Below are 14181 nucleotides of genomic sequence, written 5' to 3'. Positions count from 1 at the left end.
TCTATTACAAAAGTAAGATGCTTTCAGCCATAATCAAAGGTGCATCTACTAAGTAAACCGGAATTAAAGAAACCCGGTCTAATACATTATTTCAACAGGAAATCTCGAATTCACTGCTTTCAGCTGATCAAAAGCCGCCTGAGAAAGCTTTATCACAAGCTTTTCATTATCACCAGTTTCAGGTAAGGCGCCAACCACTCTGGCGAAAATCGTGACATCGTTCTCTTCATTTTTTACTCTCATGATAGTCCCGATAGGTGCTGTTCGGTGTAGCACCAAATATTTCTTATGAGAACCAGTCCCTACAATCAATTCTGCCTGCCCAGTCTCCTTGATGTTTTTAAAGCCACCAGAACTCACATTCACATCGGATCCAGTAAAAGCCTCCTCGGCATTACTTACGACTCTTGGTGTACCATAAACTGGGACGGTTGATTCTTGAATCGGTCCCCTACCCACCTTAAGGACCTGACCTTGAGTAAGGTTATTTGAGCTAAGCGCATTCCAGGAAATTAAATCCTCCACCCTTGCATTGTATTGGTTGGCTATGGAAAAGAGGGTTTCACCCGATTGCACGGTATGGGATTGCCAGTCTCCAGGTACTAACGGGGTTTGATTTTCAACTTTTGCTTCAGCAACCTCACTTTCATCGTTCACCGATGCTTCTACTGCAATCTCGGCACTTTCCTTTACCGCTTCCTTTTTTGTTGCTTCCTTGGAAGCTACCGGAGTTTCTTTTACAGCTTCTGGTTTTGATACCTCAACTGTTGTGCTGGCTACGGCAGCCACTGCAGGTTCTGGGGTTTCTTCCACTACAGGAGCCACATCTTTGATAATCAATCCTTGCCCAATACTCAAGTCATTTCCAAGAAGTCCGTTCCACTCTTTTATGTCATCTACGGTTACCTCGTAGGCTTTTGAAATAGAAAATAAGGTTTCTCCGGCACCCACCTTATGCAGCTTAGCGCCTTCAGGAAGGGCCTCTTGAGGAATAAATGGAACTTTAATAGTCTGACCAATCTTAAGTCCGGCTTTCAATTCAGCATTGGAATCCACAATATCCCCAACCGGAGTCTGATATCTTCTGGAAATCCCAAAAAGCGTTTCTTTTGGCTCCACTTCATGAAGGATGTAAGAGTTTCCATTTTCTTTAAGCACTCCTACCGAATCAGGAGCAAAGTTCTCATTAGCTAAAACAAGGCTAGAAGCAAGTGAAATGAAAAGGGTTAGGATAAAATTTTTCTTAAATCCAGATAACATATTTTTTGGAATTTTGTAGTTGGTTTCGCCTTCAGGCGATGATTTCAGCAAAGTTCAAATTTGCAAGAATTATGCTAGAAAGTACAGGGATTAGCTTTTTTTAAAATATTGCTCCATTGTGTGGCTTTCCTTCAAAATAGATCAAAAAACTAAGCCTTTTCGTATATTGAATTCCAGTAATCATCCGATGAATATGCGTCTCAAAGTCACTCTTGCTATACTTTCTTTTTTGCTGTTTTCCTTCCTACTCAGCGCTCAGGAATCGCCAAACACCCAAAAAACCATATTGACATTCAAGATTGATGAAGATATCGATCCCGGAATGAATCGCAGGGTGATGTTGGCATTAGAAGAAGCGGAAAGTATAGAGGCTGATCTGATAATTATCGAAATGGATACTTATGGAGGTGCAGTGAATGATGCTGATGATATTCGAACGATGATTTTAGAGTCAGAAATTCCGATTTATGTCTTTATCAATAAGGATGCAGCATCAGCAGGAGCTTTGATTTCCATCGCAACAGATAGCATATACATGGCTCCCGGAGCGAGTATTGGGGCGGCGACGGTGGTGAATGGTGTGGATGGTGCCGCTGCACCAGATAAGTATCAGTCTTATATGAGGTCAATGATGAGGAGCACAGCAGAGGCAAAGGGACGTGATCCCAAAATAGCAGAGGCCATGGTGGATGAAAAAATAGCTATCGAGGGAATCACTGAAGAAGGCTCGGTGATTACTTTTTCGGTTTCTGAGGCCATGGAATATGGGTTTTGCGATGGTGAATATGAGAGCATTGATGCGATTCTGGCGAGTCAAAACTTACTCGGGGATGAGGTCGTGGCTTATGAGCCCAGCGGTGTGGAAGATGTGATCAACTTCTTCCTGAATCCAGCCGTGAGTGGATTTCTAATCTTGATTATTATTGGTGGAATTTATTTTGAACTTCAAACTCCTGGGGTAGGATTTCCACTAGCCGCTTCGATACTAGCTGTGATTCTTTATTTCATTCCTTACTACTTAAACGGTCTTGCTGAAAACTGGGAAATCATCTTGTTCATCGTCGGGGTGATACTTCTGGCGGTTGAGATTTTTGTCATTCCTGGATTCGGCGTATTTGGGATTTTGGGTATTCTTGCCATCCTTACCAGCTTGGTTTTGGGGATGCTACCGAACCAGAATTTCAACTTTGATTACGTTCCATCGGCTGAATTATTTACCGCTTTACTGACCGTAATTTTAGCCGCTATAGTCGCGGTGAGTTTAATTTTTTGGTTAACTCCAAAAGTAAACCAATGGAAGGCATTCAGCGCCATAGCTTTGGCAGACACCCAAAACTCTTCCGAAGGCTACACCTCTACGGTTTACCAAAACACCCTGATGGGGCAAATAGGAATAGTCCATTCCAGACTTAGACCCAGTGGCAAAGTTGAGATTGCTGGAGAAATCTATGATGCCTACTCTCGAGGAGAATTCATTGACAAAGGGGAGTCGATTATTGTGATCTCGACAGAAGGGACCTCCATCAAAGTAAAAAAGCACGAAGCCTGATCCGGAATTGATTATGTTTACCGCATGAATCCTTTCCAGTCGATTTACGAGGAAATTGGGGAAGAGAAAATCAAACTTCTTGTGAAAAATTTCTATGAAGAGGTTTCAAATAACCCTGAGCTAAGAAAGCTGTATCCGGAAGATTTAGCACCAGCAGAAGACCGGCTTTTTCTTTTCCTTGTTCAGGTTTTCGGTGGTCCACAAACCTATTCTGAGCAGCGAGGTCATCCAAGACTCAGGATGCGTCACATGCAATGGAAAATCGATGGAAAGCTCAGAAATCATTGGCTGAATGCCATGCTTAGTTCCATGGATCAGTTGGAATTGGAGCAATCCACACGGGAAAAAATGATGGGGTATTTTATCAAGGTCGCAAACCATATGGTGAACCATGCGTGATTTTTTTGCCAGACTATATTCGATTTATGCCGGGGTACTTTTCTTAATCAGTTTCCTGCTTATTTATCCGTTTTTTCTTCTTTGCATCTGGATTCCCGGATGGGATCGGGCAGGACGCAAAGCGACCCAATATTGGGCTCGAGTGTACTTTACCCTGATCTTTCTCCCAGTGAAAAAGGAAATGCATGCCAAAATAGAAAAAGGTAAGCCTTACCTTTTTTTACCTAATCATTTCAGCTATCTGGATATTGCGATGATGGGCTACACTCCTACCGAGATCATGTATGTTGGAAAGGCCTCCATTCGTAAAGCCCCACTTTTTGGTTATTATTTTAAAAAGCTTCACATCGCAGTAGAACGAACCAAAACTAGCAGTCGGGTGGAAACCATGCGAAGGGCTGGAGTAGCTTTGGATAATAAAACCAGTGTGGTACTTTTTCCTGAGGGAGGGATCTACACGGAAAATCCACCCCAAATGGTTCCCTTTAAAAATGGGGCCTTTCGATTATCCATAAAGAAACAAATTCCCATTATCCCTGTCACTATTTCATATAATCACATAATTTTGCCCGAAGGGCCAAAGCTTTTGCTATACTGGCATCCTGCAAAGCTCGTTTATCATAAGGAGATACTGCCTGGGCCTGAGGATACGGAAGAAACACTGAAGAAAAAGTGTTTTGATGTGATTCAAAATCAGCTCAGATTAGACCAAGCCAATGAAAATCGATAAAGAAACCATAAAGAAAATAGCTCACCTTGCCAGGCTGGAATTTGATGAAAAGGGTGTAGAAAAAATGTCAAAAGACATGACTCAGATTCTGGATTGGGTGGAACAGCTCGAAGAAGTGGACACCACGGATGTGGAGCCTTTAACGACGATGTCTGAAGAGGTGAATGTTTTCAGAAAAGATGAGGTGGCCGATCAAATCACCCGAGATGAAGCCTTAAAAAATGCTCCCAAAACTGATGGAGAATATTTCCGGGTTCCAAAGGTTCTCGAGTAATGCTTAAGAAACTGGGTAATTCATTTGGAAACGGGGAATCCGTATTTCTATTATTTTTCTTAATCGGAGGGCTGCTCGCTTTCCTTTACACCTTCCTGTTTTCGAGTGCAGAATACGCCGTTTTCAGCCCCTATCTGTTTACAGATACCATAGCAGTGCCTTTCGCTACTTTAGATCTCAGCGGACTTGAAATACCCATTGAAGTAGACAACTTTCTGATTTTTCAGGAATTCAAAGCTCTACCCCCGCTAAAAAGAGTATTTGAATCCCAGGCATTCGGAATCCTCTTAAGCCTGATCGCTATTACGGGGTTTTCCTATTTCATTTCATTGCAAAGGCTATACTTCGTAGCAGGCGGAGCTCTCTGGATCATCCTCACCACGCTGGGTAATTTTAATGGACTCAACATAGGAGGACCCAGTTCAAATTTTGCACTGATCATTCTGCTCTCCGGAACCATTCTTCCGATGATCGGAATCTACATTTGGAAGCCTATGCTTGCTTTTTGGAAGCGATGGCTGATAATTGCCCTGGGATTCATTTTAGCTTGGATTACCCTGACCCTGCTCAGTCCGGTACCCAATCCCGAACTATTCCTTTCCCAGCATTTATTAGTCCCTGCCATAGGATTCTCTCTAATGTGGCTTTTCTGGTCTGGACCAGCAGTAATGAACGGGGTTTATGTGCTTTTGGCCAAAGCCAATCAATCACTTGGACTTAAAATCTCTATCCAACTTGTTCTCATTGCCATAGTCTATCTGACTTTGCTTTTTAATTCTCTTCTCCAAATCACTGGAGATTCTACTCTTCCGATCCCGTCAATTAATCCACTCCTCGTGATTCCAATTATTGGTTTTTTTGGATGGATTGGGATAAAAAATAAGGTAGAGACAAACCCTGAAATTTCAGACTATCCAAATGTGGTCAAGGCACTTTACTTGCTGGGTTTATCTTTGGTCTTTTGGACCATTTGGAAAATCAATATGGCATCCAATGAACCCGCTGCCGAATTCATCAAACATGTGACTCTATATAGTCAAATAGCATTTTCGATCTTTTTCCTGGTTTACCTGTACAGCAATTTCTTATCAGTAATGGACAGCGGAAAAGCGGTAGAAAAGATAATTTATAAACCTTATTCTCTCCCCTTTTATCACGTTCGAATTGGTGGTCTGATTGGAATGATGGTGCTAATCATTTATGCGGATGGAATTATCGGTGTTCAGGTGAACTCACTTTCGAATAATATTCTAGGAGATTACTATTATGAGTCGGACCAAAAGCTAGAAGCAAGTATTCTTTATGAAAACAGTTGGTTTCGCTACCGAAGAAATGATAAGGCCAAACAAGCCACCGCACAAATCCTTTTTGAATTAAATCAACCCACTCTAGCCAAAAGACATCTTGAAGAAAGCTTTGCAGAAAACCCTCAAGTAGACAATATCTTACTTTTGGCAGATCGCTTGCACCTCGAGAATAAACCACTGGAGGCTGTTTACTATTTGGAAAATGGTCTGGCCTATTTTCCAAACAGTTCCAAAATCGCTAATTCTCTTGCTCTTTTCTACACGAAAATTGGCCGCAGTGAAGAAGCCATCGCTATTCTCCAGGACTTCGATGATGAAGTTTCCTTTTCAAATTTAATGAGTCTGAAGGCTAAGGCAGGGGAATTGGATTTAGAAGATTGGGAAAACGCTAAAGCCCTGATCCATCAGATCAATTCCATCCCTTACCAGCGTCTTAAGGGAGGCAATCTGGATAGCAATACAGCTGATGAATTGGCTTTACTTGCCGAAGACACAAACAACCCCATAATTATTCAATCGGCCCTGCGAAATATCTTTTCACAGAAAACCTCTTCTGAAATCGAGAAGGACATAAAGCTTTTAGACTCCTTAACCCGTAACCCAGGTTACCAAGATTACATTTTGGATCTGCAGGAAACCGCTTCTATCAGAAGTCTGGGAGCCCAGAGAGTAGCAGAAAGTGTAAAAAACCTCAAAGGCTTGGCTTTCAGAAATTCAGGTGATGCCGCCTATTATTTGCAGCTTTCAGCCGATATCCTTGCTTATCAATTAGATTTCGAAAAAGCAGCGATTGATCTACTTGAGGCTATTGGAAAAGGGTTTCAAAATATTCAGCCCTATCATCTTGATATTCTGAAGCTGGCTGAGGAAGAAGCCGAGGCAGAAAAACTGGCTTTAGAGTATGGATTAAATACCAAGGACACTTTAAACGCGGAGCTTCTGATCTGGAAAAATTTCCATGAATTGACACCCTCTAAAGCTTTCGACCGATGGGAGAATATCGAAGCCAAAGCACTCAAATCGGATTTTGGTCAGAGAGTCCTGATGCATAAATCGCATGGGCTTTCGGATGCTCAGGTTTCGAGAATAGGAAATCAGATTCTGGAGAGTTCAGGTCCAAATGATTTTCTCAGGGAATTCATCTCCAATCCCGATTTCAGTAATCAAGATCAGTTAATTTTGTTTATGAGTTGGCTGGAGATGGGTGAAGAGTTATCTGCCAATCCCTACTTGACTCCACTCATCTTTGCGGCAGCAGACCGGGTTCCTGATTCCTTGGAGCGTTATAATCTATTAAACAGTGCGAGTGAATTCAACAAGGACCCTGTCCTGTGGGCTGCCAAAGCAGATGCTGCCCGTAAGGTGGGTTTACCGAACTACGCCACTGCTACTCTGGAAGAAATGAAGGAGTGGGTCAGTGAAACAGACCTTATCAGACTGCAATCCATCAACTTCTAACAACCTTTCACGTATTTTCGAAAAGGGAAAACCACAAATTCAGGCTAATGCCTTATCTTGAGGAAAATTTGCTAAACCAATGACGAAAATTATTGAAACCCACGAAATCAATAAGACCTACAAAATGGGAGCTGAAATTATTCAGGCCCTAAAGTCGATCAGCATCACTGTAGAAAAGGGCGAATATGTAGCCTTTATGGGACCTTCGGGATCCGGAAAATCTACCTTGATGAATATTATTGGATGTCTTGATACCCCGACTGCCGGAACTTACATTTTGAATAATAAAGATGTAAGTGACATGACAGAGAATGAACTTGCGGACATTCGTAATCGTGAAATTGGTTTCGTTTTTCAGACATTTAATCTTTTACCGAGAGCGTCCTGTCTGGACAATGTGGCTCTTCCTTTGGTGTATGCAGGTCTAAGCAAATCTGATCGTGAAGAACGTGCGCATCAGGCCCTGGTAAATGTAGGATTGGGAGATAGGACAAAGCATAGACCAAATGAACTTTCAGGTGGACAGCGTCAACGTGTAGCCATAGCAAGAGCTTTGGTAAATGACCCAAGTATTATTCTAGCTGATGAGCCTACCGGAAACCTGGATTCCAAAACTTCCTATGATATCATGGAGCTATTTCATGAATTGCACTCCAAGGGAAATACCATCATTATGGTAACGCACGAGGACGATATTGCACATTATGCCCACAGGATTATTAGGCTAAGAGATGGATTAGTGGAATCTGATGTCCATAATCCAAACCCAACCCGTGCAGCTGAGGTTACAGCTTAAATCAATTCTTTTTTCAGAGTAAAATGTTGCTTTGCCAGCGGCAAATACACAAATGAAAGTATATACCAAAACAGGAGATAAAGGTCAAACAGCCCTGCTGGGAGGTTCAAGAGTTCCAAAGTCTGATGTCCGAATAGAGGCTTATGGCACGGTGGATGAACTGAATTCCTATATCGGGCTTTTGAGAGATCAGGAGGTAAATGAAAATAGAAAAGAGATCCTGAAGGAAATTCAGGATAGACTGTTTACCATTGGTTCGGATCTGGCGACTGTCCCTGGAAAAGATAAGGTGAAAAAGCCAGATCTGGAGGAAAGAGATATCCTATTATTGGAAAAAGGGATAGACCATATGGAGGAAGAACTTCCCCCATTGACCGCATTTATTCTACCTGGCGGTCATCAGTCTGTGTCTTTTGCTCATATCGCAAGAACGGTTTGTAGAAGAGCGGAAAGAACAGTGGTGAGATTACATGAAGAAGAATACGTTTCAGATTTAGTCATTAAATACCTAAACAGGCTATCAGATTATCTATTTGTACTAGGCAGAAAAATGGCCCAAGAACTTCAAGTAGATGAAGTCACCTGGCAACCAAGAATTAAGTAAATTTGCCCACTGGCAATGAATGAGTAGAGTTATGAAGACGACATTGACTTTCCCGATACACAAAACCAAAAATTCAAAACTTCCTGAAACCGATTTTTCCAATCTGGTTTTCGGAAGGACTATCAGCGATCACATGTTTGTGGCGGATTATAAAAATGGGGAGTGGACCGACCTGAGCGTTGAGGAGTATAAGCCTCTTGAGTTAAACCCTGCAAATGCTACCCTGCATTATGGCCAGTCCATCTTTGAGGGGATGAAAGCCTATCGTACTTCAGATGGGAAAATCTCGGTATTTCGTGGAGATGCAAACTGGGCAAGATTAAATGAATCTGCCGAAAGAATGTGCATGCCTACTCTTCCAGAAGAGATATTTATGGAAGGTCTGATGCAATTGCTGGAATTGGATAGAGACTGGGTTCCTACTGCAAATGGCGCCTCCCTTTATGTTCGTCCATTTATGTTTGCAACGGATGACTACATCGGAGTGAAACCCTCTGAAACCTACAAATTCATGATTTTTACTTGCCCCGTTGGGATGTATTATTCCAAACCGGTAAGCGTGAAAGTGGAGACAAAATTTACACGTGCCACTGAAGGTGGAACCGGATATGCTAAAACTGCGGGTAACTATGCAGCGAGCCTCTACCCTGCCCTTCAGGCCCAAAAAGCAGGTTATGATCAATTGCTTTGGACTGATGGAAAGAACCATAGCCAAATCGAAGAGAGCGGAACCATGAACGTCATGTTCAAAATCAATGGTAAACTCATCACTGCTCCTACCCATACAGGAACTATTCTTAAAGGAATTACCCGAGACTCCGTAATTCAGCTTGCCAAAGATTGGGGAGAGCCATTGGAAGAGCGATTTTTAGGCATCAAAGAACTGGAGGAAGCTTTAAAATCAGGTGATTTGGAAGAAGCCTTTGGAACGGGAACTGCGGCCACTATCGCCCATATTGAGCGCATTCATGTTAATGGCACAGATTATTACCTTCCGGAAAAAGGAAGCGATGCCTTTTCAAATCGGGTTTTGCGAGAGCTGGACGGAATCAAGTATGGAGAGCTTCCTGATCCACATGGCTGGATTATTAAAATATAGTTTTTCGCTTTGCAAAGCCAATTGATCATACTTACCGAATGAAGAAAATCCTCACCCTGCTATTATTTTTCTTCATTGGTTTCCATGGCTTTGCCCAAAGCAATGACTTCTTACTTCTTAAACGAGGATCCAATCAAAAATCTCAAATTCGATATTACGTCGGGGAGGAAATCACCTACAAAAGCAAAAAGATAGGATTTTTTGTCACGGATGTGATCACGGGGTTTGAAGATGACTTTATCTATCTGCGGGAAAATATCATCAGTCCGGAAGACATTCTGGAGATTGATATTCGAAGAAAGGATAAAAGGAATGGTAGACTTACCGCTCTAAACAGCCTGGTGCTTGGCGCTGGCGTCATTTTGATCTCTGTAGAAGTAATCAATAGTTTGTACCAAACAGGCTCTGTGGATGTGGATGATGGTGTAGGACTCACCTCGGCTATTCTGGTAGGAACAGGCCTTGCCATGCTACCCCTCAGGTATAAAACTTTTAAGCTCAAAGGAAATAATAGAATTCAGATCGTTTTAATGCGAATGGATTAGCGAAAAGTGTAGCATTATCGGTTTTTTTTGGCAATTTTTGCCTCTCAATTTTCAACCAAAAAATCATGACTTCGGACCAACTGAAAGACTTGAAAGCTCGCACCTCGGCTTTAAGGAGGTATCTTTGACTACGATAAGAAGAAAGCAGAAATAGAAGACCTGGAGGCTGTATCTGCGCAGCCGGATTTCTGGAACAACCCTGAGGAAGCTGAAAAAACCATGAAGCAGATTCAGCTAAGAAAAGGATGGACCAAATCCTTTGAAGATGTAGACCAGATCGTCCAGGATCTAGAAGTACTCAGTGAATTTTTCGCACTCGGTGAGGTCGAAGAATCTGAAATCACAGCCGAGTACCAAAAGGCAGAAGCGGCAGTGGAGGATTTAGAACTCCAGAAAATGCTGTCTGCTGAAGAAGATCAGCTGAATGCAGTAATCGAAATCAATCCCGGAGCAGGAGGTACAGAGAGTAACGACTGGGCCTCTATCCTCATGAGAATGTACATCATGTGGGGAGAGAAAAACGGATACAAGGTTCGGGAAGTGGATGTTCAGCCGGGAGATGTGGCAGGAATTAAATCCTGTACGCTGGAATTCGATGGACCTCTTGCCTATGGCTACCTAAAATCCGAAACAGGCGTACATCGCTTGGTGAGGATTTCTCCGTTCGATTCCGGGGGAAGAAGACATACCTCCTTTGCATCGGTCTATGCTTATCCTCAGGTGGACGATTCTATAGAAATCGAAATCAACCCTGCGGATGTGGAGCTTCAGACTTCAAGATCCGGAGGTGCCGGTGGACAGAATGTAAACAAGGTGGAGACCAAAGTCCAGCTGACCCATAAACCCACTGGAATCGTGGTGGTCTGTCAGGTGGAGCGTTCTCAGCTTGCCAACCGGGAGCGGGCGATGCAGATGCTAAAATCCCGACTTTATCAGATGGAAATCGAGAAGCGAAATGCCGAGATCGATAAGATCGAGTCTTCCAAGCTTAGAGTAGACTTCGGTTCGCAGATCAGAAATTATGTTTTGCATCCCTATAAACTGGTAAAAGACAATAGAACCAATTACGAAACCTCAGATACCCAAGCGGTACTGGATGGAGGGTTAAATGAATTTATGAAAGCCTACCTCCTCGCCCAGAGCGAAGAGGAAGCGAATAAAGAGTAATTAATGGCCGGTTTTTCCGGCCATTTTCTTTATCTGATAGTTCAAGCTGAGAAGGAATCACCTTTACAAATGGGTGAAGGCCTGAACGCTTTGCTCAAATTAATTTTTTAACCGAACTTATAGGAGTTCCTAATAGCCTTCCAAATACGTGGGCTAACGGGAACTTTCAGTATTTATATGAAATATAAACGCCACTGAGTGGCTGATAGCCTACGTTGTAAACAATACGATGATGCGAATTGGAAAATTCAAACATAGAAAAATCGGCTTGTTTCTAATTACAATACTGATGTTAAGTTGTTCAGAAGGTAAAAATGGCAACCAGGATGTAGTTAAGGAGAAAGAAGTAAATAACGAGGCAGAAGCTGCTATTGACATCGTTTTGAATAGTGATACTGCAGATTCCAATATAATACAAGGTCATATTAATTTTTATCGTAAGGTTAGTGACTCCTTGAAGTTATTGAGTCAAGATGAAAGGAGAATAATATTTGCTGTAGGGTTAAAACCTTACAATGATTCTGAGTTCGAGATAGACACAGATGATATATTTCAAGAAAATATCAATCTTCAATTGAAGAAGCATAATGACACAATAACTCTACCTTTTAGTTTGACTAAACAGTTTAATGGTAAGGCTGTAGTTAGTGGCGTTGTTGATGACATTTTTATTCTAAAGCATCCTGATTATGCAGAGAGTCCAGACCTTGTCAGAATGTTATCTGCCCTATTTGAATTTGATGAAATTGTTCATTTAGAATAGAAAAGACACTCAATAGTCTGATTTACTCAATGTGATTATAAATAGTTAGCTGCAAAGTTTATTGAATAATGACAGTACTGTTTACAACAACGGGTATGACCAATGCTCTGCTCATCCTCCGATAGGAAAAGTGAAAAAGAAAGTAGAAAACTAAACGATAAAACAACCCAACTCGTGTGAGCACTGCTCATACCCAAACCGTTATCTGCCATAACTCAGAACCGCAAATGCTATTAAGCGAATTGTATATTTCGTAACTTTATCCCGAACTGAAATACAAAAAAATTGAGCATTGATCATTTACTTAGGTTAACAGAAAGAGTAGAAATAGCAGTTGAGCTTGGCGAAAGTTATTACCGAGAATTCAAAAGTGGCTATCAAGGTGCTCCCAGCGACAAAAAGCCTCGAGATTTTAAAGACATATGCTATAATGTAGCCAAGGAACTCGTTGCATTTGCAAATGCCGATGGAGGTGAACTTTTTATTGGAATTGAAGATGATAATCAAATCACCGGATTGCCACATTCTGATGAACAACTTAATCAGATTTTGCAGGCCTCTTCAAATTATATACTAAAAGAAACTCCGCTTCCAATCAAAAGGAGAAACATCATTGAATACCAAGGAAAAAAGGTAATCTACTTCTCTGTTGATAAAGGTTCAAAATTTATTCATCAAACTAGTAAAGGCGAATGCTTTAAAAGAGAGGATAAAGACAGTATTCCAACTTCGGCAGATAATATTCGATTTGTAAGAGAAGAAGCCTCATCAAGACAATATGATAGAGAATTTGAGGATTTAGCTACTGTTACTGACTTAGATTTATCTCTAGTTTCATCCGTAGCTTTTGAATGTACAAAAATAAAGGACATCTCGCCTGAAAAGTTTCTGCAATATATGGAACTGGCAGAATTTGATGGTGATCGACTTAGGTTAAGAAAAGCCGCTTTGCTGTTATTCGCAAAGAATCCTAATAAATGGCATCCTAGATCAAGGGTGAGGATATTAAAAGTTAATGGACTTGAAGAAAAGTCAGCACCCGAATATAATGTAACGGAAATAGCAGATGTTTCAGGAAACGTCTTTCAACTTGCGGCTGACAGTTGGGAGGCATTAAGACCGGCTTTAAGTGAAACTCGCTATTCGGAAGATGGGCTATTCAAGACACAGGTAATTTACCCTGAACCTGCATGTCGAGAAGCATTGATAAATGCAATTACTCATAGAGACTATAGTCTTGAAGGTAGAGGAATAGAAATAAGAATATTCACAGATCGGCTGGAAGTATTGAGTCCTGGAAAGCTTCTATCAAAATTGACAATTGAAGATTTAAAAGAATTAAAAGGGGCACATGAAACCAGGAATGCGTATGTCGCTAGGGTCTTAAGAGAGTACGGATACATTAGAGAGCTAGGAGAAGGAATTAGAAGGATGTTTGAGGTTATGAAAAGTAATGAACTGATAGAGCCTCAAATTGCATCACCTAACAAATCATTTATTGTAACACTTTTCTATAAATTCATTTATTCCAAGGAAGAAAAACTTTGGCTGGATAATTTCAAAGAATTTAATCTATCAAGAGAACAGAAGACGGTAATTAAACTCGGAGTTAATGACCGACTAGTATCCCCTAAAGAGATATTTGAAAATGTAGGGATTGTTGACACTGAAAAGTACCGTCAATTAGTTGAAAGTCTTGCTGAATTAGGAATTTTAAAAAGAGAGGTAACTGCTAACAAAGCTTATAGTCTTGCTAGATCTAATTCGGTATCTAAAAAAAGTATAGGTATTTATAAAATTTGTGTACCAGATAATTCCAGCGATCAATCTAAACAAGAGAAACGAGAGAAAGACAATTCAGATTACGCTAAAGTATTTGTAAGAGGATTGGACTGGTTTGCAACAGAATCAGATTTGGAAAAAGCTCTATCTAAATTTGGGAATATTGCCGAGATTTCAATTCCCAAAAATAGATACACCGGTAAGTCAAAGGGATTTGCGTTCGTGGAGTTTGACGAAAATGAATCGGTTAAGAAAGCCCTTAACTCTGATGAGAGGCTGGAAGTAAAAGGAAGGAGAATATTCTTGCAAGAATTCAAAGAATGAGGCAGATAACAGACACTAAAATGAATATGCGAACTGAGCTATCTGAAAGGAAAATGCGAGACAAAAACTTCGGTGCTTCAAGTAACTGGGGCGCATACTCATTTTAGTTAGACGTTGGCACTAA

At 41.2% G+C, this 14181-nt stretch carries 13 protein-coding genes; 12 read left to right on the top strand and 1 reads right to left on the bottom strand.

Going from position 1 to position 14181, the window contains the following annotated elements:
- Positions 1 to 78: 78 nt before the first annotated feature.
- Positions 79 to 1260, bottom strand: a complete 1182-nt coding sequence (locus tag QVH07_RS04625; protein WP_289998978.1) for a LysM peptidoglycan-binding domain-containing protein — start codon at positions 1258 to 1260, stop codon at positions 79 to 81.
- Positions 1261 to 1453: 193 nt separating this feature from the next.
- On the opposite strand from QVH07_RS04625, the gene QVH07_RS04620 reads away from it, so the two are divergent.
- From QVH07_RS04620 to QVH07_RS04565, 12 genes are all read left to right on the top strand, one after another.
- Entirely contained in the window at positions 1454 to 2809 is a 1356-nt protein-coding gene (locus QVH07_RS04620; RefSeq protein WP_289998977.1) for an NfeD family protein, read from the top strand.
- A gap of 24 nt (positions 2810 to 2833) precedes the next feature.
- On the top strand, positions 2834 to 3208 hold the full coding sequence (locus QVH07_RS04615; protein ID WP_289998976.1) for a globin domain-containing protein: 375 nt from the start codon (positions 2834 to 2836) through the stop codon (positions 3206 to 3208).
- Entirely contained in the window at positions 3201 to 3938 is a 738-nt protein-coding gene (locus QVH07_RS04610; protein ID WP_289998975.1) for a lysophospholipid acyltransferase family protein, read from the top strand. Before QVH07_RS04615 ends, QVH07_RS04610 begins: the two co-directional genes overlap by 8 nt.
- Positions 3925 to 4212, top strand: coding sequence for an Asp-tRNA(Asn)/Glu-tRNA(Gln) amidotransferase subunit GatC (gatC, locus tag QVH07_RS04605; RefSeq protein ID WP_289998974.1), 288 nt, complete (start codon positions 3925 to 3927; stop codon positions 4210 to 4212). Before QVH07_RS04610 ends, gatC begins: the two co-directional genes overlap by 14 nt.
- Entirely contained in the window at positions 4212 to 6977 is a 2766-nt protein-coding gene (locus QVH07_RS04600) for a hypothetical protein (RefSeq protein WP_289998973.1), read from the top strand. Before gatC ends, QVH07_RS04600 begins: the two co-directional genes overlap by 1 nt.
- A 79-nt stretch (positions 6978 to 7056) precedes the next feature.
- Complete coding sequence (locus QVH07_RS04595) at positions 7057 to 7773, top strand: ABC transporter ATP-binding protein (protein WP_289998972.1); 717 nt, start codon at positions 7057 to 7059, stop codon at positions 7771 to 7773.
- A 52-nt stretch (positions 7774 to 7825) separates the two neighbouring features.
- Positions 7826 to 8377: a cob(I)yrinic acid a,c-diamide adenosyltransferase gene (locus QVH07_RS04590; protein WP_289998971.1), complete on the top strand. Its 552-nt coding sequence runs from the start codon at positions 7826 to 7828 to the stop codon at positions 8375 to 8377.
- Between the two features lie 31 nt (positions 8378 to 8408).
- The gene (locus QVH07_RS04585; protein ID WP_289998970.1) at positions 8409 to 9476 is read left to right on the top strand and encodes a branched-chain amino acid aminotransferase; all 1068 of its coding nucleotides are present in this window, start codon (positions 8409 to 8411) and stop codon (positions 9474 to 9476) included.
- A gap of 38 nt (positions 9477 to 9514) precedes the next feature.
- Positions 9515 to 10021 (top strand): hypothetical protein, encoded by a 507-nt coding sequence (locus QVH07_RS04580; RefSeq protein WP_289998969.1) that lies wholly within the window; start codon positions 9515 to 9517, stop codon positions 10019 to 10021.
- A gap of 65 nt (positions 10022 to 10086) precedes the next feature.
- A protein-coding gene (gene prfB / locus QVH07_RS04575) for a peptide chain release factor 2 (RefSeq protein WP_289998968.1) occupies positions 10087 to 11188 on the top strand; the annotation gives its coding sequence in 2 pieces (ribosomal slippage) (positions 10087 to 10146 and positions 10148 to 11188; 1101 coding nt in all).
- A gap of 229 nt (positions 11189 to 11417) precedes the next feature.
- Complete coding sequence (locus QVH07_RS04570) at positions 11418 to 11951, top strand: hypothetical protein (protein WP_289998967.1); 534 nt, start codon at positions 11418 to 11420, stop codon at positions 11949 to 11951.
- A 285-nt stretch (positions 11952 to 12236) separates the two neighbouring features.
- Positions 12237 to 14057 carry an ATP-binding protein gene (locus QVH07_RS04565; protein WP_289998966.1) on the top strand — a complete coding sequence of 607 codons (1821 nt, stop codon included), beginning with the start codon at positions 12237 to 12239 and terminating at the stop codon, positions 14055 to 14057.
- The last annotated feature ends 124 nt before the right edge of the window (positions 14058 to 14181 follow it).

It is taken from the genome of Algoriphagus sediminis (genome assembly GCF_030403435.1).
In the GTDB taxonomy this organism is placed as follows: Bacteria; Bacteroidota; Bacteroidia; order Cytophagales; family Cyclobacteriaceae; genus Algoriphagus; species Algoriphagus sediminis.
This window is presented reverse-complemented; position numbering and strand designations above follow the sequence as displayed.